The sequence below is a fragment of the Undibacterium sp. Jales W-56 genome (assembly GCF_025548535.1).
Classification (GTDB): Bacteria; Pseudomonadota; Gammaproteobacteria; order Burkholderiales; family Burkholderiaceae_D; genus Undibacterium.
In genome coordinates this window covers 34,022-55,170 of sequence record NZ_JAJLQW010000007.1, presented here as the reverse complement: position 1 = coordinate 55,170, position 21,149 = coordinate 34,022, and the positions used below count along the sequence as shown (strand labels likewise).

Here is a 21,149-nt window from a genome sequence, read left to right as displayed (position 1 = left end):
CCGTTTCTTTTTCTTTGTTTTTACGTGCCTCGATTTTAACCGAAAGAAAATCCTAAGACACCTTGTTTACACGCTTTAACTTCCTCCACAAGGTGGTTCTGCTAATTCCCAGATGGCGCGCCACCTCGTCACGATTATGGTGGAATTGCTCCATAATTTTCCATATGGAAACATTGTTTAATTCGGCTTTACTGGTCTGCTCAGTCGTTGCCGCATGATCATGTTTAGATAAGGTCAACATTGCCGTACCGGTGCCCGCGATTTCCGGGGCGATTGTTGCAATCAGGCCAGGTGTCAGAGCCTGCAAAGGTTCGGCTGCGAGAAACAAGGCCAGGCGCTCCATCATATTGCGCAATTCCCTGACATTGCCTGGCCAGTCATACTGTTCTACCAGTTTGCTGCAAGCCCGTACTTCCGCATGCAGGTTGGCGTGCGGACGGCTGCCCAGAGAGGCCAGCGCATGCTTTAAACACCATTCAGCCAAAGGAACCACGTCCTCTTTGCGATCCCGCAATGGCGGTAACTGTAAGCGTAGTACAGCCAGCCGATAAAATAAGTCGGAACGGAAACGTCCTTCGCGCATGCGGGCATCCAGATCGCAATGCGTCGCGCTAATAATCCTTACATCGACGGGGATCGGACGAATGCCGCCGACCCGGACCACTTCTCTTTCTTCCAATACCCTGAGTAAGCGGGTTTGCAGGCTTAAAGGCATCTCGCCGATTTCATCGAGAAACAAGCTGCCGCGGTGGGCCGCTTCAAACAAGCCGGCATGACCGCCGCGCCGCGATCCGGTAAACGCGCCCTCTTCATAGCCGAATAATTCAGATTCCAGCAAAGATTCGGCAATGGCGCCGCAATTGACCGCCACAAAAGGATGGCGCGCGCGCGGACTTTCCTTATGCATGGCCTGTGCCGCCAATTCCTTGCCGGTGCCGGTTTCACCTTGTATCAAGACCGTGGCAGGAGAGCGGGCGAACAGCATGACCGATTGCCGCATGCTTTGCATCGCCGGCGATTCGCCGCGCAGGTCGGCCAGACCGTGTCGTGCCCGCAGCGATTCGGTAGCCGGATGATGTCGTCCGCGCGAGGATTCCAGGCGGGTCAGGCGGGCTATTTCCAGCGCATCTTCAAACGATTGGCGTATCGATTCTGCCGAATACATGAAGATGCCGGTCAGTCCTGCTTCTTCCGCCAGATCCGTGATCAGGCCGGCACCGACGATGGCTGTAATGCCCTTGGCCTTGAGTTCGCTGATCTGGGCGCGGGCATCCTCTTCCGTGACATAAGTGCGCTGCTCGAGTTTGAAACCGAAGGTATTTTTAAAATCGACCAGCTCGGGCATGGTTTCCTGATACGTGATCAAGCCGATCTCGGGCGACACCCGTCGTGCCCTGGCGAGGGCCTGCATTACGTCAAAGCCGCTGGCTTTTGCGATCACCACCGGAACCGGCAAGCGGTTTTTCAGATAGGCGCCGTTCGAGCCTGCCGCGATCACGGCATCGCAACGCTCGGTTTGCAAACGTTCGCGCAGATGCTGCGCGGCTTCTTCAAAACCCATATGGATAGGCTCGATATTCGCGCTGGCATCGTATTCCACCATGATGTCGCGGAATAAATCAAACAGGCGCGAGATCGATACCGTCCAGATAACCGGTTTGTCGTTGCTGTCACGAGGAATCGGCGGTTGCGGGCGCATAGTTCACCTGGTGTGTTGGGGTTGATTGTTGTGTATCGGTAGCGGCGGATGTTTCAAATCAATTGAAATCGCATGTTTCGATGTTTCAAATTAAACGTCATTATGAAACAAAATTCATGGGATAGCGAATGAATTACCGCCAGCATTACAGGAGCTGCTTAATTAAGTTATTGATATTCATGGATTTTTTCATAAACCTGATTTGCTCAATGAGGCTGGCACGCTGATTGCAATATGCTCGGCAGCAAAACCCTATTCTGAAAGGTAAGAACATGAGTCAACTCTCCGCAGGCGCTGCGTTCCGCAAGGCCATGCAAGAAGAATCGCCCTTGCAAGTAGTCGGTGCGATCAACGCAAACCACGCCTTGCTGGCCAAGCGCGCCGGTTTTAAAGCGATTTATCTGTCCGGTGGCGGTGTCGCTGCCGGTTCGCTGGGCTTGCCAGATCTGGGTATTTCGAATCTGGACGACGTGCTGACCGATGTGCGCCGGATTACCGATGTCTGCGATCTGCCTTTGCTGGTCGATGTGGATACGGGTTTCGGTTCTTCCGCCTTCAACGTGACCCGCACCGTCAAATCGATGATCAAGTTCGGTGCGGCAGCGATGCATATCGAAGACCAGGTCGGCGCCAAGCGTTGCGGCCATCGCCCCGGTAAAGAGATCGTCAGCAAGTTTGAAATGGTCGACCGCATCAAGGCCGCCGTCGATGCACGCACCGATCCCAATTTCGTGATCATGGCGCGTACCGACGCATTGGCAGTCGAGGGTTTGGAGGCCGCGATTGAGCGTGCCCAAATGTGCGTCGAGGCCGGTGCCGACATGATCTTCCCGGAGGCGATTACCGAGCTGGCGATGTACAAGCAATTTGCGGCCGCAGTCAAAGTGCCTATTCTTGCCAACATCACGGAATTCGGCGCGACGCCTTTGTTTACGCTGGAAGAGTTGCGCTCTGCCGATGTCGGTCTGGCGCTATATCCTTTGTCGGCATTCCGCGCCATGAACAAAGCAGCAGAAAACGTGTACGGCGCGATCCGTCGTGACGGCACCCAGAAGAATGTGGTCGATACCATGCAAACCCGCATGGAATTGTACGAACGCATTAACTATCATGAATTTGAACAGAAGCTGGATGCCTTGTTTGCCCAGCAAAAAGCGAAATAATCATGCATATAGCGGAGTGTTGCATATACTCCCCTTAAATTTTTAAAAAAATAACCGATTCCGCATATCTGGATTGCGGGTTAAAAATATACTGGGTAAGAGTATTTATCCATATCGTTTAAATGGAGAACTACATGACTGAAGCCGCCATCCCTTTCAAACCGAAAAAATCTGTCGCCTTATCGGGTGTCACCGCAGGCAATACAGCCTTGTGTACCGTGGGTAAGACCGGCAATGATCTGCACTACCGCGGTTACGACATTCTTGACGTCGCCGATGCTTGCGAATTTGAAGAAATCGCCCACCTGCTGGTGCATGGCAAGTTGCCGACCGTTGCCGAATTGTCTGCCTACAAGACCAAGCTCAAGGCGCTGCGCGGTTTGCCGGCGAACCTGAAGGCGGCCTTGGAAACCTTGCCGGCTTCTTCGCATCCGATGGACGTGATGCGCACCGGCGTATCCGTGCTGGGTTGCACTCTGCCAGAAAAGGATGACCACAATATCCCCGGTGCGCGCGATATCGCAGATCGTCTGATGGCATCCCTGGGTTCCATGCTCTTGTACTGGTACCACTTCAGCCATAACGGCAAGCGGATTGAAGTTGAGACCGATGATGCATCGATAGGCGGTCATTTCCTGCATCTGCTGCATGGCAAAAAGCCCAGCGCATCGTGGGAAACCGCCATGCATACGTCCCTGACTCTGTACGCAGAACACGAATTCAATGCGTCGACTTTCACCGGTCGCGTGATTGCCGGCACCGGCTCCGACATGCACTCAGCGATTACCGGTGCGATCGGCGCATTGCGCGGCCCTAAACACGGCGGCGCCAATGAAGTCGCGTTTGAAATCCAGAAGCGCTACGACAATCCGGATGAAGCAGAAGCCGACATCAAGAAGCGTGTAGAGAACAAGGAAGTCGTGATCGGCTTCGGCCATCCGGTGTACACCATCTCGGATCCGCGTAACAAGGTGATCAAGGAAGTCGCTCGTAAATTGTCGGCCGAAGCCGGTTCCACCAAGATGTTCGACATCGCAGAACGTCTGGAAACCGTGATGTGGGATATCAAAAAAATGTTCCCGAATCTGGACTGGTTCTCCGCCGTGTCGTATCACATGATGGGTGTGCCGACTGCAATGTTCACGCCGCTGTTCGTGATTGCACGCACCTCCGGCTGGGCGGCGCACATTATCGAACAACGCATCGACAACAAGATCATCCGTCCGAGTGCGAATTATGTGGGGCCAGAAGATTTGCAGTTTGTTGCACTGAAAGACCGTAAATAAACATTTTTATCGAAGAGGTGCAGACAAGAATTTGTAGGGTGCGCCATGCGCGCCGATGCAATTTAATTCAGATTCAATTTGGATTGAAAACGGTGTACACGGTGCGCATGGCGCACCGTGTACTACGAACTGTGCCTTTGTGCTGAGAGGTCTTGATTTACCAATTTGGACAATATGATGAATACACAATTCCGCAAACAGCTGCCAGGCACTGCGCTGGATTATTTCGATACGCGTGCGGCGGTCGATGCGATTGAGCCGGGTGCTTACGACAGGCTGCCATACACTTCACGCGTACTGGCCGAGAACCTGGTGCGTCGCTGCGATCCGGCGACGCTGACCGATTCGCTGAAACAGTTTATCGAGCGCAAGCGCGATCTGGATTTTCCATGGTTCCCGGCGCGCGTGGTGTGCCATGACATCCTGGGGCAAACCGCGCTGGTCGATCTGGCCGGCCTGCGTGACGCGATTGCCGAACAGGGCGGCGATCCGGCCAAGGTCAATCCGGTCGTGCCTGTGCAACTGATCGTCGATCATTCGCTGGCGGTGGAGTGCGGCGGCTTCGATCCTGATGCCTTCGCCAAGAATCGCGCAATCGAGGACCGTCGCAATGAAGATCGTTTCGACTTCATCAACTGGACAAAAAAAGCCTTCAAGAACGTCGATGTGATCCCGCCGGGCAACGGCATCATGCACCAGATCAATCTGGAACGCATGTCGCCGGTGATCCAGGTCAAGGACGGCGTGGCGTTTCCCGACACGCTGGTCGGTACCGACAGCCACACCCCGCATGTCGATGCGCTGGGCGTGATTGCGATTGGTGTCGGCGGTCTGGAAGCCGAAAATGTGATGCTGGGCCGCGCTTCCTGGATGCGTCTGCCGGACATCATCGGCGTCGAACTGTCCGGTCGTCCGCAAGCGAACATTACCGCGACCGACGTGGTACTCGCTCTGACTGAATTCCTGCGTAAACAAAAAGTCGTCGGTGCTTATCTCGAATTCTATGGCGAAGGCGCAGCGGCGTTGACGCTCGGCGACCGCGCCACCATTTCCAACATGGCGCCGGAATACGGTGCGACAGCCGCGATGTTTTCCATCGACCAGCAAACCATCGATTACCTGAAACTCACCGGCCGCGCTGACGAACAGGTCAAGCTGGTCGAGACTTACGCCAGACATACGGGCTTGTGGGCGGACAGCCTGAAGAACGCCGAGTATGAGCGGGTCCTCAAGTTCGATCTGTCGAGTGTGGTGCGCAATATGGCGGGTCCATCGAATCCGCACGCCCGCGTCGCCACTGCCGATCTGGCCAGCAAAGGCATCGCGGGCAAATGGGATGACGTACCTGGTCAGATGCCGGACGGTGCAGTGATTATTGCTGCAATTACCAGTTGCACCAACACCAGCAATCCGCGCAATGTGATCGCTGCGGCCCTGCTGGCGCGCAATGCGAACAAGCTGGGACTGACCCGCAAACCCTGGGTGAAAACTTCGCTGGCGCCCGGTTCCAAAGCCGTCACCTTATATCTGGAAGAAGCGGGCCTGATGGGCGATCTGGAGAAGCTCGGATTTGGCGTTGTAGCGTATGCCTGCACCTCGTGCAACGGCATGTCCGGCGCGCTCGATCCTTTGATTCAGCAAGAGATTATCGATCGTGATTTGTACGCGACCGCTGTGCTATCCGGTAACCGCAATTTCGACGGCCGCATCCATCCTTACGCTAAGCAAGCCTTCCTCGCTTCGCCGCCTTTGGTCGTGGCTTATGCGATTGCCGGGACCGTGCGTTTCGATATTGAGAAGGATGTACTGACCGTGGTCGATGGTAAGGAAATCCGTCTGAAAGACATCTGGCCGACCGATGAAGAAATTGATTCCATCGTCAAATCCAGCGTCAAGCCCGAGCAGTTCCGCCAGGTCTACGATCCGATGTTCGCGATTCAGCTCGACAACGGTCAGAAGGTCAGTCCGCTATACGACTGGCGTCCACAGACGACCTATATCCGCCGCCCGCCTTACTGGGAAGGGGCGCTCGCCGCAGCGCGCACCATGAAGGGTATGCGTGCTTTGGCGGTGTTGGGCGACAACATCACGACCGACCATTTGTCGCCGTCGAATGCGATCATGCTCGACAGTGCCGCCGGTGCTTACCTTGCGAAAATGGGTTTGCCGGAAGAAGACTTCAACTCGTACGCAACGCATCGTGGCGATCACCTGACCGCACAACGTGCGACCTTTGCGAATCCGACGCTGAAAAATGAAATGGTGCTGGAAAACGGCAAAGTCAAGGCCGGTTCACTGGCGCGCATAGAACCGGAGGGCAAAGTCACCCGTATGTGGGAAGCGATCGAGACTTACATGGAGCGCAAGCAGCCACTGATCATCATTGCCGGTGCCGACTACGGCCAGGGTTCTTCGCGCGACTGGGCGGCCAAAGGCGTGCGTCTGGCGGGGGTGGAAGCGATTGCGGCGGAAGGTTTTGAGCGCATTCATCGTACCAATCTGGTTGGCATGGGCGTACTGCCGCTGGAATTCAAGCCAGGCGTCAACCGCCTGACCCTGGGCATCGACGGTACCGAAACCTTCGATGTGACCGGTGAGCGTACCCCGCGGGCGACCTTGACGCTGGTGATCCATCGCAAGAACGGCGAGCGGCTTGAAGTACCGGTCACTTGCCGTCTCGATACCGCCGAAGAAGTCTCGATCTATGAAGCCGGCGGCGTATTGCAACGTTTTGCCCAGGACTTTTTGGAGTCGACCAAAGCCGCTTGAAATAGCTGCTCGGGACATTAAAAAACGATGCCATTCTTCAGGCCTCATGATCTCTATTTTAGTCGCATGAAAACTCCCCCTCCCGCTGGCGGGAGAGGGGTGGGGTGAGGGCGGTTCCAATGTACTCGGCTCCCTCGGAATCACTTGAACAGGACCCAGCATGACCTACGTACCACAAATCAAAATTCCCGCTACCTATATCCGCGGCGGCACCAGCAAAGGCGTGTTCTTCCGTTTGCAGGATTTACCCGAAGCGGCGCAAGCCCCCGGCGCGGCGCGCGATGCATTGCTGCTGCGCGTGATCGGTAGCCCGGACCCATACGGCAAGCAGATCGACGGCATGGGCGGCGCAACATCGAGCACCAGCAAAGCCGTCATCCTTGCCAAAAGCAGCAGGGCGGATCACGATGTCGATTACCTGTTCGGTCAGGTCGCGATCGATAAAGCCTTCGTCGACTGGAGCGGCAACTGCGGCAATTTGTCGGCGGCGGTCGGTTCGTTCGCGATCAGTGCCGGTCTGGTCGATGCCAGCCGCATTCCGCACAATGGCGTCGCAGTCATCCGCATCTGGCAGGCGAACATCGCCAAGACCATCATTGCGCATATACCGATCACCGGCGGCGAGGTGCAGGAAACCGGCGATTTTGAACTTGATGGCGTGACCTTTCCAGCCGCGGAAGTGCAGCTTGAATTCATGGATCCGGCGGCAGACGAAGACGGTGCCGGCGGTGCTATGTTCCCGACCGGAAATCTGGTCGATGATCTCGAAGTTCCGGGTGTCGGCACGTTGAAGGCGACGATGATCAACGCCGGCATCCCGACTATCTTTGTGAATGCTGAAGCGATCGGCTACACCGGAACCGAGTTGCAGGACGCCATCAATAGCGATGCCAAGGCGCTGGCCAGGTTTGAGACCATACGTGCGTATGGCGCAGTGCGTATGGGTCTGATCAAGCACATTGACGAGGCTGCTCATCGTCAGCACACACCGAAGGTCGCCTTTGTCGCCAGACCTGCCGGTTATGTGTCATCAAGTGGTAAGCAAGTTGCCGCCGTCGAAATTGATCTGCTGGTACGCGCACTGTCCATGGGGAAATTGCATCATGCCATGATGGGTACCGCCGCCGTCGCGATCGGCACTGCCGCCGCGATACCGGGCACGCTGGTGAACCTAGCGACCGGCGGCGGTGAGCGCACTGCGGTGCGCTTCGGACATCCTTCCGGTACTTTGCGGGTCGGCGCAGAGGCGACCCAGATCAAGGGCGAATGGGTAGTCAAAAAAGCCATTATGAGCCGCAGCGCCCGGGTGCTGATGGAGGGATGGGTACGGATTCCCGGCGACGCATTCTGAAGATTTGTATAGTCCCCTTAAATAATGGAAAAAAATAAACCGGGGGATAGCTGTGCCGCACAAATTCAATCCCGATGGAGACACCATGAATTTCGCAGACTTCTACAAGAAATCGATCAACAATCCGCAAACATTCTGGGACAACGAAGCGCAACTGATTGACTGGCAACAGCCCTACACCCAAGTGCTCGACTATACTCGTGCGCCGTTCACGCAATGGTTCGTCGGTGGCACGACCAACCTTTGCCACAATGCGGTCGATCGCTGGGTCGCCACCCAGGCCGATAAACCTGCGTTGATTGCGATTTCGACTGAAACCAATTCAGAGAAAGTATTCAGTTTCGCCGACTTGCATGCGGAAGTGCAGCGTATGGCAGCCAGTATGCTATCGCTGGGCGTAAAGCAGGGTGACCGGGTCCTGATTTATATGCCGATGATCGCAGAAGCGGCCTTTGCCATGCTTGCTTGCGCCCGGATAGGCGCGGTGCATTCGGTGGTGTTCGGCGGCTTTGCGGCCAAGAGTCTGGCGACCAGGATCGATGATGCGCAACCCGTTTTGGTGGTGTCGGCGGACGCCGGTATGCGCGGTGGCAAGACGGTGCCGTATAAGCCTTTGCTGGATGAGGCGATAGCGGCAGCGACGCACAAACCGCAACATGTGTTGCTGGTGAACCGTGGCCTGGAGACGATGCGTCTGGTCGCCGCTCGCGACGTCGATTATACGAGCTTGCGCGAGCAGCATCTGGATACCCCAGTGCCAGTCACCTGGCTGGAATCGAATGCCATCTCCTATGTGCTGTACACGTCGGGCACCACCGGCAAGCCCAAAGGCGTACAGCGGGATGTGGGCGGCTACGCAGTTGCTTTAGCGTCTTCAATGAAGCATATCTATTGCGGCAATCCCGGAGAGACTTATTTTGCAACCTCCGACATCGGCTGGGTCGTCGGACATTCCTACATTGTGTATGGTCCTCTGATTGCCGGGATGGCGACGATTATGTATGAGGGCACGCCGCTGCGTCCCGATGCCGGTATCTGGTGGAGCATCGTTGAAAAATATAAAGTCACGCGCATGTTTTCGGCACCGACGGCGATTCGCGTTTTGAAAAAGCATCCGCCTGAGCTGATGAAAAAATATGACTTGTCTTCGCTTAAGGCCTTGTATCTCGCAGGCGAACCCCTCGATGAAACGACCTCCAGCTGGATAGCGGCCGAGCTTGGCGTACCGATTATCGATAACTACTGGCAGACTGAAACTGGCTGGCCTATCTTGTCCATCGCACGCGGCATCGAAAATACCGCGACGCGACTCGGCAGTCCCGGTGTGGCGATGTATGGCTACGACGTCCGGATCATCGACGAATCGACGGGCGAAGAATGCGCTGCCAATGAAAAAGGGGTGGTTGCCATCAAAGGACCATTGCCACCGGGCTGTATGCAAACGGTGTACGGCGATGATCAGCGTTTTGTGCAAACCTATTGGAGTAATTTTGCGCATGCGCAGTTGTACTCGACGTTTGATTGGGGCATTAAAGATGCAGACGGTTATTACTTTATCTTGGGTCGTACCGATGATGTGATTAACGTCGCCGGTCATCGGCTCGGCACACGTGAAATCGAGGAGAGTATCTCCAGTCATCCGCAAGTATCCGAAGTGGCCGTAGTCGGTGTCGAGGATAAATTGAAAGGGCAGGTTGCCATTGCCTTCGCAATTTTGAAACATCCTGAGCAGGCGGCAACGGACGCGGAGAGACACGCTTTGGAAGCGGAGATAATGGCCGTCGTCGATAAGCAATTAGGCGCTGTGGCACGACCGTCACGCGTATATTTTGTGAGCAGTTTGCCCAAGACGCGTTCAGGGAAATTGCTACGTCGTTCGATTCAGGCGATCTGTGAGGGACGTGATGCGGGAGATTTGACGACGATAGAAGATCCGGCATCGTTACAGCAGATCCAGGCGGTATTACAGCAGGATGGATGATGACGCCAGATCGTGATTTTGTGTCTTGCGGAAATGGCGATGCGCATTCAGATAGATACCAGGGTCTGCAGCAATTGACAGGATTTAACATTAGTTTTCTTGAGTAATGGCTACTAACAACGAATACTGAGAGATAGCTTATATATTGAGGATCAGAGATGAAAACTATATTTAAAATCATTGCTGTCATCGCATTGAATGCATTCTTGATCGGCGGATCGCTGGCCGCGGACCGCGGCTCTGAAGCGGAGGCCGAGGCGATGGTAAAGAAGGCGGTCGCATTGATTAAATCTGCAGGCACTGAGAAAGCGTATGCCACTTTCACTGAACATCCGGGCGGTGCTTTTAAAGATAGGGACCTGTATATTTTCGTCTACGATTTCAAGGGCAATTGCCTGGCGCAAGGGGCAAATCCCAAGATGGTCGGTAAAAATCTGGTCGGTTTGAAAGACGTTGACGGTAATGCCTTTATTCAAGGCATGATCAATGTGGTTAAAGAAAAACAAAAAGGCTGGTACGGTCCATACAAGTTCACCAACCCAAATACCACGGAATATGAATTGAAAAAATCGTACTGCGAAAAAGGCGAGGGCGAGACCATGGTCTGTGTAGGCGCTTACCTGGTCAAATAGAAACTTGATCCGTATCTGTAAATCATCGGGCAATAAAAAAACCTCCAGTTCTGGAGGTTTTTTGGGAATGGAGACACAAAATTCAGGTGAGTGATGGCATGGCTTACGTCAGCAATGCCGCAGTCAACGATCTAACCTCGTCTTCGGATTCTTCAAGAATACTATTCAAAGTACCGTCGCCGACCACGAAATCGATCTCCGACGCGTACTGATTAGATTCCCCTTCGAAACCCATTTCCAGCGGTGAGCGGATGGAGGCAAGTTCATTTGCCAGCAATAGAGTGTCGCCCAGAGTTTCGGGCGGCATGGCGCGCAAACCAAACCACAGCGCTTCCACCGCATCCAGTACTGGTTGCGGCAGCATCAGGTTTTTCAAGACCACACGGCCGATAATTGTTTCCGGCGTTTCTTCGGTAGATTCAACAATGGTATCGGCAAAGGCTGGCAGATCGCTGGCCAGAGGATTCGGTTGATTATCCAGCAGGCAGGGAAATTCTTCGACGCGCGAGAGTAAATAAAAACCGCCGACTTCATGCACGATACCCGCGAACATGGCGGTATCCGGATCGAGTTTGGTAATGCGGCGGGCAATCACTTGCGCCAGCGCGGCGACCTGGGCTGTATGCTCCCAAAGCTGGTTCGTCTTGGCGCGGGTTACAGGATTTTTGCTGGCACCGGCGAGTTGACGCACGATCAGTGACGCTACAATAGAGCGTAAGGTGCGAAAGCCAAGCCGGGTGATCGCTGCCTTGACACTGGTCACATCATTGCCGCGGTTATAGGCAACCGAATTGGCGATGGCGACTACGCGGGCAGATAACAGAGGTTCATTCATTACCAGCTTGGCTGCGGTATCCGTACTGCAATCAGGCGCATCTAGTGCCTGCTGGATTTTAAGAGAGGCCGTCACATTGGTGGAGAACACCAACTCTCCCCGATTGGCCTCGGCAACGATACTATTGAGGGCTTCCGTTTTATCCATGGCAGAATTCATATTGGCATTGATAGACATATACACCGGCATCGCCGGACCTGTAATCTCACTGTGAAATCAACTCGCACCGGATACGTAGTGGACCCCGACTCATCAATGAAATTACGTCATCGCATATCGTGCTAACTCAGCAGCTGACTAATCATCACCTCATTCTGAGCGACTTGCCGTTGCAGGTCAATGAGTATGGAGATTATTACTATTTGTTGTAACTTATTGCAAATTATTCTACAACTTCTGCTGTTCTATGATCCATTTGTCGATTTTGGCTTCGAGCAGAGCCAGTGGCAAAGTACCATCGCTTAAAATCGCATCGTGAAAATGGCGTAAATTGAATTTTGCCCCCAATTGGTTCATGGCGCGTTGCCTGAGTTCCATTATTTTCAATGAACCTATCTTATAACCTAGTGCCTGGGCCGGCCAGGCCATGTAACGTTCAGTTGCGTTGCGTGCAGTTGCTTCATCATACCCCAATGTTGCTTGGAGGTATTTAATTGTTTCTTCGCGCGTCCAGCCTTTTGCATGCAGACCCGTATCAACCACCAGCCGGGATGCGCGCAGCAACTCATCCGTCAGATGACCGAGATAGGCGTTAGGGTCTTCAAACACCCCCATTTCTTTGCCCAAGGTCTCGGCATATAAAGCCCAGCCCTCGGTATAGGCATTATTCCCGCCAAATTTGCGGAACTTCGGAATGTCCAGCTCTTGCAAAAATGCCAGATGAAAATGATGCCCCGGCTGGCCTTCATGCAGAAATAGCGTCGTCATCCCGGTAGTAGAGTAGTGCTTAGGATCATTGATGACGGCCCAAAACACCCCCGGGCGTGAGCCATCGATGGCGGGAGCTGAGTAGTGATCAGAGGCGGTCTTACGGCTGATTTCCGGTTCCGGGCGTATGTCTAGCGGTGCTTTCGGAATTTTGCCGAACAGTTCCGGCAACTTACCTTTGATGATGCCATCGATACGACGGTATTCGGCCAGTATCTCGGCTTCTGTGGAAAACGGACGATACTGGGTTTGCGTATCTATCCAGGCCGGTAAACCTTTGGGGTCGCCGTTATAGCCTAATTGGGGGCCGAGCAAGACAAATTCATTTTGAATGCGGGCTACTTCTTTCAGACCTATCGCATGGATAGTTTCCGGATCGAGAGTGGTGGTAGTCTGATCGCGCACCAGTGCCTGATACCATTTTGCACCGTCAGGCAAGACGCCTAAACCTGAACTGCTGCGGCTGGCCGCCAGATAGTCCCGCTGCATAAATGCATGGAGTTTGCGTAATGCGGGCAATGCTGTATGTGCAATGGTGTTGCGATAGGCTGTCGTCAACCGCGTTTTATCTGCCTCGCTAAAACTGGCGGGAAACTTTTTAACCGGTGCGTAATAAGCATGGTTTTCTGCATTGTCAGTGACCAGTGTTTGCAACTGCGGCAGTGTCGATACAACCAGCGCCCGTGGCAGCACAATACCTTGCCGCATGCCTTCACGCATATTGATGATGGCCTGATCTATCCAGGCGGGTAATTGCGCGACCCGTTTCAGATACATCTCGTATTGCGCTGGTGTCTGCAAGGGCTGAGAACTCTGTCCACTGGCAAAATTCGCCAGCACGACAGGGATGCTATCCATCTGATTCAGTGGCATCAGACGATCCTTAAATGCGAACATGGCTAACGCAGACCGGACATCGTAATCGAGACAATCGTAAGTCACCTGATCCGCTGCGCTGAGCGTGCTGCGATGAATGCTGGCAAGCTCTTTTGCGACTTGCCGATACATCGCGACCTGACGCGCCCTGACAGCCGGCACCAGAGTCATCGGCAATTGATCGTCGAAACGATTGTCTCCATTCGATGTTGCCATCAACGGCTCGAAGCGGGCCGCCTGGTTATAATAATTTTCAGCAAGCGTATTGAGACGTTTACCTGCAAGATTGACGACAGCAGCGTTGCCGGCGACGTCATTCGGATGAGCAAAAACAAGTGGCGCCAATGCGAATGAACTACCCAGTAAGCCCAAAGAAAGAACGAGTGTGGCCAGTGATACAGGCTTGCGCATGAAATACATCCCGGTTCAAGAAAAGTGATGAATAAAATCAATAAAATAAAGCTGAGTCAAAAAAACCTGAAGCTATTCGCAGTTGATCATCCACGGTGTGCCGAACTGGTCAACCAGCATACCAAAACCTTGTGCCCAGAATGTTTTTTCCAGCGGCATGATGATCGTCGTCGCCTGTTCTGACAGTGCCGCAAACAAACGTTGTGCTTCCGCCATATCTTTGGTGTTCAAGGATAAAGAAAATCCCTTCATGCCCTCGTAAGGATTGCCGGGCATGTTGTCGGAGCCCATCAAGGTGCGGCCATTTAGCAGCATGCTGACATGCATGATCTGTTGCGCGGCTTCGGGAGGGCATTGATCTGCCATCGGTGATTCGCCAAAGCGATAGAAAGCCTCGATCTTGCCGCCGAGGCGTTGCTCATAAAACCGGAATGCTGCTTCGCAATTGCCATTAAAAGTCAAATAGGGATTGAGTTCCATGCTGGTCTCCTTGAATGAAATAGTGTAAGAGTCGCCTGTAAGATAACTGCATTTAGATGACGACGTTTCATCATATCATCAGGCTAGATTAGGGCAATAAAACCCGACATAAGTTCCATGCCATTCAGGATCAATTTCTTCAGGCTAGCTATTGGAACCGGCTAAAGCCGTCGCCAGCCTGTAGCCGATTGATGTGATGGCCTGATTCACTCCACCGGAAAAATTCAGGCGTCTTCCGATAAGGACCGCGGTGCCGGCGAGTGATGTCGCGCATGCTGAGATATGGGCCGCGTTGTTGAATAAGCGGACTGCTGTGATTGATGCGGCGATGACTGTCTGGAGCGATCCGAACGGGCCCGGGCAGGAGGGCGCGGCTTGCGCTCCACCGGTAACAGGGGATTGTTTACCATATGAGGCAACTGGTTCACTGCCTGAAAAATTTCCAGCTCCGACGGTTTGGTGCGCGACTGCCAGCGCAAGGTTGATACGCCGGCACTGCGGGTCAATTGATCGCGCTCCTTGTCCTTTTCCGCATTATGCATACGGTCATCCAGCTCGACGATGCAGATTAACTCCATGCTTTTGTTGTAAATCGCATAATCGACCCGCTTCTCGTTGATTTTCCAATACGCATAGCGATTTTGCTGAAAACTGTCGACCGGAGTGATCAGTGCCGCCATGGCGACTTGCGGGAATACATGCACGCCCGGCAGCGAACGGCACAGGCGGCCAAAAAACTCAATTTCATTCGGCGTCATCAAGGCTGCCGGTTTGTATTGCGGACGCTTTCTTTTCGGTTTGGCTTTGGTCGCTTTCAGGAAAATACTGAGAAGTAACAAGGCAACAATAAAAAGTAGGAAAACCTTGCCTGGAACGTCGAAAAATTGGTTAATCATGTGAAGCACAAAAGTGTTTTTAGATAGATGTTTAAATGCTAACACGTCTTTGTATGAAAAACGCGGATAATGTTATTAAATTCGTCGCAATCATCATTTACTCATTCATCAATCATCGGTAACAATTTGGAGCACTCTTGAAAACCGCACTCATTCCCGGCAAAGCCGTCGCTAAAATCGACAAACAAATTATCGGCAACCTGTTGCTTACGCAAGTCAGCGTGGATATCGTGAAAGAAGAGAAAATGATTATTGGTATCCGCAACGAGGCCGGCGATATTTACCGGCTGATAGGTGCGACACGGGTTAATAGCTATATGAATGCGATTGAGGAGTTATTCGATCTTGAAATGAGCGACGAACTCGACGGGATAGAAGAAGCCAGAGAAGGTTGTGATGCGATTTTTAGTTTTACCTGATCATTTTACTTATTTTGTACATGTATAAAAAGGCGGCCTGAACGCACTGTCCAGACCCACGATATCGTTAATTACAAAAGGGGTGAAATCTGCTACGCAGTGCATGACATTTTTTGGGGGGGGAATAACTTTTAAGATAGTAATATGAAGACTTGATTCCAGAGGGAATAGAACGACTTACTGATAAGTCGTTATCACGATTGAGTTATCGTGATGTCAATCAGCTTATGCTTTACGGTACAGCGCAGGAATTTTATTTTTACTCAACACCATCATCCACAGGCTTCCCAGGCTTAGCAGCAGCCAGTTCAGCGACGGCATATGGACAGTCTGTGCTAGGTCGAACAGCACACCGCCTGCCAGGCTACCTATCATGGTGCCGACGCTTTGATAGAAAATCTGCTGCGACATCAGCTTGCCCGTGTCTTCCGATGAGCGGTTCGCATGCCTTGCGATCAGCACGTCAAATGAAGGGCCGTAAAACACCTGGCCAAATGACAGCAAGATCGCAGAGGCGATCACTGAAATACCATGATTGCCGGCGACCAGCATCAATGCAAAACTAGCGAATAAGCAGGCGTAGCCGATTTGTAAAAAGCGAAAATGTTCCAAGGTACGCACTGCCCGCTTGGATACCGGAATTTGGAAAAAAATAATCACCAGCGCCGCCAGCCAGAACGGGGTCGAGACCGGAATCTCTGGCGTGTATTTAGGAATGTGCAGGCTAAAACCAATCATCGGTTGTACCGCAAAACACCAGAACACGGCGTTCGATAACAGAAATAAAATAGGCAATCTGGCCGATGATGTTGGTGTAGCCAGCTTGCGAGCGTCGCTTGCTGCCGTGTTTTCAGTCAATCGCTGTGCTGCCAGTGCCGCATTGGCGTTTGCCTCATATCGGGCAATTGCGCGCATCGCATACAGCATGAAGATAGCGTAAGCGATAAAGGTGATCAGTACGATCAGGAACACAATTTTTAAACTATGATTCGGTACCCAGCCCGCAATCAGATAACCCAGTACCAGTCCCATGCGGATAGCGAAAGCGAGACGGCTGAATAGCGAAGCCTGATCCAGCTCTTTAAGCTTGAGTAAATAATTTTTTAATCCGGGAAAAGACAGGCCACTGCCCAATCCCGCGAGCAAGGCAAACACCGCAAGCGCCCACGCTTGTTGCAGGTAGGCCATGCAATACAAGGCTATGCCTTCGAGCAGGATATTCGCCGTAACCGAGAATGGGTGATTCGCCAGGCCAGGGTAGCGGCTACCCAGATGCGAGCCAATGACGCGCCCCAGATTCAAACCAAATAAAATCGACGCAGCCCAGGTGCCGGAAAAGGATTTACCCGTTTCCGATACGATTAAGGGCGTGTACAAGGCAACCCCGGCCGACGCAAGTGCCACGCCGACATAAATCAGATAAGAATTAAAAACAGAATTGAACGGCCTGGACTGGATTTGCATGTGAGAGCGACTAGATTGCGTGTCGATTTTTTGGAACGTTAGCGCAGTCAAATTGGATTTGACTCATTTGATTCAAAGGCGGTGTAAAGTACTGACACCAAAAACAGTTATACAACATAGTCACGCCAACAGGAGACAAGAGCATGATCGCACGTTATATCAAAGCCATACTCATGATCGCCGGCGGCATCATGCTGCTGGTCGGACTACAGTTTATCGCACCAGCGCAACTATTGCATATACAAAACTTGGTTGTCGCTGACAGCGCCGGATTATTATTTGCGCGGCATTGGGGATTACTGGTTGCCTGTCTCGGAGGATTGCTGATGTATTCTGCTTTTCTTCCGGCGCTGCGTACACCGGTCATCATCGCGGTCACGATAGAAAAAATCTGCCTGGTGGGGGTGCTGCTTGGCAGTCTGAACGATCCGGCGCTCAAACCGATGTTGCCGGTGATTGCGCTGGATGGCTTGTTCGTGATTGTATTCCTGCTGTATTTGTCAGGTAAGCGTGATCCTGCTTTATAAGCCGGCCATACTCAATGCCGCGACGAATAAATCGAGTGCATTTCTGAGCCGCTCATCTGGCATATGCAATAGCTGATCGCCAACATACCATTCAAACATCGACTGGTCGGGCAAGGCAGTGTGTACGGCATTGCCAAACAGCCAGATGCCATGCTCTTTAGCGATGTCGTTGCGTATCTCTGTTGCACGGTCTTTATTCACCGGTAAATAAAGATGCAGCATATTCGCCTGCGGTTGCGCCGGATTCACGCGCAATTGCGGATAGCCGGTCAGCACCTCATAAAGTGATTGCGTACGCTGGAACAAGGCGCGCATGTCGGCGATGCGCTGATCGAATTGCATTGCTGCCGCGACTACATACGGTGTGCGGCGAAAGACATTGCCGCCTTGCCGGCGCATCCACAGGCGTGCTTTATCGATCATCTGCTGACTACCCAGGAGCATCGCGCCACCCAGACCGCCTATGCCTTTATAGAATGAGACATAGACGGTATCGAAATCACCGGCAATCTCATGCAAAGGTCGGGCATAGTAACTCTGCGCCTCCCACAAGCGAGCGCCGTCCATATGCAGATGAATTTGCTCTTGCTTGCAATAGGCTTTGATGTCTTCGAGCTGCGCCCAGGTCGGTAGTTGTCCGCCGATTTCGCGCATCGGCAATTCATACTGGACTGCACCGATTTTTTCGGGGATTGCCTTTAAATCTTCCACTGTCCAAGGGCGATGGGCATTCCCGAGTTGACAGGAATGGAAATGCTGGAGCAACTGGTGATTACTGTTTTCATGCACCAGAATATGCGAGGTCGGATGCAGTCCGACCAGATTGCTGCCGCGTTCTGCGCAAGCCAGGCGCAACGCCGTCACTTGGGTCAAGGTACCGGTAATACAAAATAAGGCAGCCTCTTTGCCCAGGAGGGTGGCGATTTTTTTCTCAAAATCCTGGACCAACTCCCCCTCGCCATAAGTATCGTGGCTTACTTCGTTAGCAGCGCACCATTGCGCCATCGCGGCAAATTGCTCAGCAGGCTGCAGTAATTTATGTCCGGGCAAGATCGTATGGCAACTCAGGCGCAGCGCGGCGATTTCAGCATTCGTCAATCTGTGACTCCTCAAAGCAAAGTGGGTAGGCTTACCCATTGTAATGGATCAAGGCGCTCATCCATCTGAGCGGATATGTTTGAGACAGCGCCATGCATATCCGCGAAAGTTTTTAATGAATGGGATTTTTTATTTAGAGGTAGGGAATGTTAAGATCTTTCCAAATGGCGGGATACTGGGCAGCATTGCGGATACCGGGGTGGAATTCTTCATGACACAGAAAAATGATTTGATTTTATGCATATCCTATTGGTAGAGGACGATAAAGTATTGGCTGAGGGTGTATCCCAGATGCTGCGTGAGCAGGGCATGCTGGTCGATGTCGTTCATCACGGCAGGGATGCGGTCTTTCTCGCAGAGCAGCAAAATTTTTCGGTCATGGTGTTGGACATCGGACTGCCGGATATCGACGGATTTGAAGTATTGCGACGGCTGAGAAAAGAAAAAAGCAATACCGTTCCGGTGTTACTGCTGACGGCCAGAGATGCTATTTTGGATCGGGTGAGCGGTTTTGAGCTGGGCGCGGACGATTATTTAATCAAACCTTTTTCAACGCTTGAACTGGTGGCCCGATTAAAGGCCCTGGTACGTAGGAGTTCACCAAAGAGCGTCGAAATACAGTTAGGTAAGTTGGCGTTCGATTCAGTCACCAAACGTGCCCACGTTAACGGTAATTCGATCGAACTGTCGGCACGCGAATGGACTATTTTAGAATACTTGCTTGAACATGAATCACGGGTAGTCTCAAAACAGCAAATCATCGACGCCATTCTGCAATCTGACGAAGATATCAGCGTCAATGCCATCGAAGTTTATATTTCCCGAATCCGGCTGAAACTGACAGGGGCAATGGTCGTGATACGCACTATTCGCGGGTTCGGTTACATGCTTGAAGAGCAAACCCAAATTCAATGAAAACGCATCGACCGAGCATACGCCGCAGCCTGCTACTGCGACTGATTGTCCCTTTGTTAGCCGTGAATTTAATCGGCGGTAGCCTGGTCTATTGGTTGGCATGGACGCCGGCACAAATCGCTTTTGATCAAAGTTTATCTGAAACTTGCTGGGCTTTGAGCACGCGCCTCACCAAGCAGTCGGGTAACATCGACGTGGATCTGCCGACTTCAGTCGAGCAGGTATTGAGAGTGGATCATTTCAACACGATTTATCTGGTGATACGCAATCAGTCTAACCAAACGCTGGCAGGAGACAAGGATTTCCCGAATACAGAAGTGCCATTGAAATTTGATGAGCCCTATTTCCAGAATGGGGCAATGCGCGGAGAGGAAATCCGTATTGCCAGCATCAAATTTATGATCGGGGATGAACCTGTCGTCATTCATGCCGCTGAAACATTAAAAAAACGCAATGCAATTCAATTGCGCATACTCTTTGCCCTCATCCTGGTAGAAGGCAGTATCACCGCGTTGTTGCTGGGAGTGGCATGGATGGCTGTCACGAATGGCTTGCTGCCGCTAAACAAAATCCAGGCGGACTTAAATCAACGCAATTTTGACGAACTGTCAGCGATCTCGGTAGAAGAAAATGCGATTGAACTAGATGCGGTTGTGACGGCCATCAATCGATTGCTGCATAAAATTGAAATCGGTGCGATCACCCAACAAGAGTTTTTAGCCACGATTGCCCACCAGTTGCGCACACCGCTGGCAGGTCTCAAGGCACAGCTTGAATGGCTGCAAGATAAATATGCTAACGAGGTCAATACCGCAAGATCTGTCGATTTGATGATGATGTCAACCGAACGGATGATACGGCAAACGAACCAGTTATTATCTCTTGCGCGCGCCGAGCCGAGCAAGTTTGAGCGCAAAAGATTAGAACCGGTTTTTCTGGATAAGATCGTGGCAGATAGTATCCATTCTTTCCTTGGGGCTGCGGACCGCAAGCTGATTGATTTAGGTTTTGATCTTGATCCGGTGCAGATATCCGGCGATGCATTTCTTTTACGCGATCTCGTTGAAAACTTGATTGATAATGCCATTACCTACACGCCAGAGCATGGAGTCGTGACTGTGCGGACTCAGGTCAGTCAGGGCATGGCGGTTTTTTCAGTGGAAGACAACGGTCCGGGGATCCCTGAAGCGGAACGGGAATCCATTTTCCACCGCCACTATCGCATCAACGAAAGCATCGCCGATCGCACCATAGGCAATGGCATAGGTCTGGCGATTGTCTCTGACATAGTCAAAGATCATGCTGCCCGGATCATTATTGGCGACACGCCGGGAGGTGGCACCATATTCACCGTACTATTTAATCAATACTCAGAATAATTATTTCAATTACTCTTCTTGTCAGCTAATTGTCAGCTTAC

At 52.4% G+C, this 21,149-nt stretch carries 17 protein-coding genes; 10 read left to right on the top strand and 7 right to left on the bottom strand.

The window, feature by feature from the left end:
* Window positions 1-52: 52 nt before the first annotated feature.
* Window positions 53-1,699 (bottom strand): propionate catabolism operon regulatory protein PrpR, encoded by a 1,647-nt coding sequence (gene prpR / locus LPB67_RS17175; protein ID WP_262838526.1) that lies wholly within the window; start codon window positions 1,697-1,699, stop codon window positions 53-55.
* Window positions 1,700-1,971: 272 nt separating this feature from the next.
* Here prpR and prpB point away from each other — a divergent pair, with 272 nt between their 5' ends.
* The 6 genes from prpB (at window position 1,972) to LPB67_RS17145 (ending at window position 10,881) form a co-directional block, all read left to right on the top strand.
* Window positions 1,972-2,862, top strand: a complete 891-nt coding sequence (gene prpB, locus LPB67_RS17170) for a methylisocitrate lyase (protein WP_262838525.1) — start codon at window positions 1,972-1,974, stop codon at window positions 2,860-2,862.
* A 134-nt stretch (window positions 2,863-2,996) separates the two neighbouring features.
* Window positions 2,997-4,148: a 2-methylcitrate synthase gene (gene prpC, locus LPB67_RS17165; protein WP_262838524.1), complete on the top strand. Its 1,152-nt coding sequence runs from the start codon at window positions 2,997-2,999 to the stop codon at window positions 4,146-4,148.
* 177 nt (window positions 4,149-4,325) lie between these two features.
* The gene (acnD, locus tag LPB67_RS17160) at window positions 4,326-6,917 is read left to right on the top strand and encodes a Fe/S-dependent 2-methylisocitrate dehydratase AcnD (protein WP_262838523.1); all 2,592 of its coding nucleotides are present in this window, start codon (window positions 4,326-4,328) and stop codon (window positions 6,915-6,917) included.
* A gap of 160 nt (window positions 6,918-7,077) precedes the next feature.
* A complete protein-coding gene (gene prpF, locus LPB67_RS17155) occupies window positions 7,078-8,268 on the top strand; it encodes a 2-methylaconitate cis-trans isomerase PrpF (protein ID WP_262838522.1) in 1,191 nt (396 codons plus the stop codon).
* A gap of 85 nt (window positions 8,269-8,353) precedes the next feature.
* Window positions 8,354-10,249: a propionate--CoA ligase gene (locus LPB67_RS17150; RefSeq protein WP_262838521.1), complete on the top strand. Its 1,896-nt coding sequence runs from the start codon at window positions 8,354-8,356 to the stop codon at window positions 10,247-10,249.
* A 158-nt stretch (window positions 10,250-10,407) separates the two neighbouring features.
* Window positions 10,408-10,881 carry a cache domain-containing protein gene (locus LPB67_RS17145; RefSeq protein WP_262838520.1) on the top strand — a complete coding sequence of 158 codons (474 nt, stop codon included), beginning with the start codon at window positions 10,408-10,410 and terminating at the stop codon, window positions 10,879-10,881.
* A gap of 103 nt (window positions 10,882-10,984) precedes the next feature.
* Here the strand turns inward: LPB67_RS17145 and LPB67_RS17140 are convergent, their stop codons facing one another.
* The 4 genes from LPB67_RS17140 to LPB67_RS17125 all read right to left on the bottom strand — a co-directional run bounded on the left by LPB67_RS17140 (window position 10,985) and on the right by LPB67_RS17125 (window position 15,306).
* Entirely contained in the window at window positions 10,985-11,863 is an 879-nt protein-coding gene (locus LPB67_RS17140; protein WP_262838519.1) for an HDOD domain-containing protein, read from the bottom strand.
* A gap of 240 nt (window positions 11,864-12,103) precedes the next feature.
* Entirely contained in the window at window positions 12,104-13,930 is a 1,827-nt protein-coding gene (locus LPB67_RS17135) for a DUF885 domain-containing protein (protein ID WP_262838518.1), read from the bottom strand.
* 72 nt (window positions 13,931-14,002) lie between these two features.
* Window positions 14,003-14,410 (bottom strand): VOC family protein, encoded by a 408-nt coding sequence (locus tag LPB67_RS17130; protein ID WP_262838517.1) that lies wholly within the window; start codon window positions 14,408-14,410, stop codon window positions 14,003-14,005.
* Window positions 14,411-14,634: 224 nt separating this feature from the next.
* On the bottom strand, window positions 14,635-15,306 hold the full coding sequence (locus LPB67_RS17125) for a DUF2726 domain-containing protein (RefSeq protein WP_262838516.1): 672 nt from the start codon (window positions 15,304-15,306) through the stop codon (window positions 14,635-14,637).
* Between the two features lie 137 nt (window positions 15,307-15,443).
* On the opposite strand from LPB67_RS17125, the gene LPB67_RS17120 reads away from it, so the two are divergent.
* On the top strand, window positions 15,444-15,725 hold the full coding sequence (locus LPB67_RS17120) for a hypothetical protein (protein WP_262838515.1): 282 nt from the start codon (window positions 15,444-15,446) through the stop codon (window positions 15,723-15,725).
* A 225-nt stretch (window positions 15,726-15,950) separates the two neighbouring features.
* Here LPB67_RS17120 and LPB67_RS17115 read toward each other — a convergent pair whose 3' ends face one another.
* On the bottom strand, window positions 15,951-17,189 hold the full coding sequence (locus LPB67_RS17115) for an MFS transporter (protein ID WP_262838514.1): 1,239 nt from the start codon (window positions 17,187-17,189) through the stop codon (window positions 15,951-15,953).
* 143 nt (window positions 17,190-17,332) lie between these two features.
* On the opposite strand from LPB67_RS17115, the gene LPB67_RS17110 reads away from it, so the two are divergent.
* On the top strand, window positions 17,333-17,716 hold the full coding sequence (locus tag LPB67_RS17110) for a hypothetical protein (RefSeq protein ID WP_262838513.1): 384 nt from the start codon (window positions 17,333-17,335) through the stop codon (window positions 17,714-17,716).
* On the opposite strand, the gene LPB67_RS17105 is transcribed toward LPB67_RS17110, so the two are convergent.
* Window positions 17,711-18,814 carry a threonine aldolase family protein gene (locus tag LPB67_RS17105; RefSeq protein ID WP_262838512.1) on the bottom strand — a complete coding sequence of 368 codons (1,104 nt, stop codon included), beginning with the start codon at window positions 18,812-18,814 and terminating at the stop codon, window positions 17,711-17,713. The genes LPB67_RS17110 and LPB67_RS17105 overlap by 6 nt on opposite strands.
* A gap of 237 nt (window positions 18,815-19,051) precedes the next feature.
* On the opposite strand from LPB67_RS17105, the gene LPB67_RS17100 reads away from it, so the two are divergent.
* Together LPB67_RS17100 and LPB67_RS17095 are read left to right on the top strand one after the other, a co-directional pair.
* The gene (locus LPB67_RS17100; protein WP_262838511.1) at window positions 19,052-19,729 is read left to right on the top strand and encodes a response regulator transcription factor; all 678 of its coding nucleotides are present in this window, start codon (window positions 19,052-19,054) and stop codon (window positions 19,727-19,729) included.
* Window positions 19,726-21,108 carry a sensor histidine kinase gene (locus tag LPB67_RS17095; protein ID WP_262838510.1) on the top strand — a complete coding sequence of 461 codons (1,383 nt, stop codon included), beginning with the start codon at window positions 19,726-19,728 and terminating at the stop codon, window positions 21,106-21,108. Before LPB67_RS17100 ends, LPB67_RS17095 begins: the two co-directional genes overlap by 4 nt.
* Window positions 21,109-21,149: the final 41 nt, after the last annotated feature.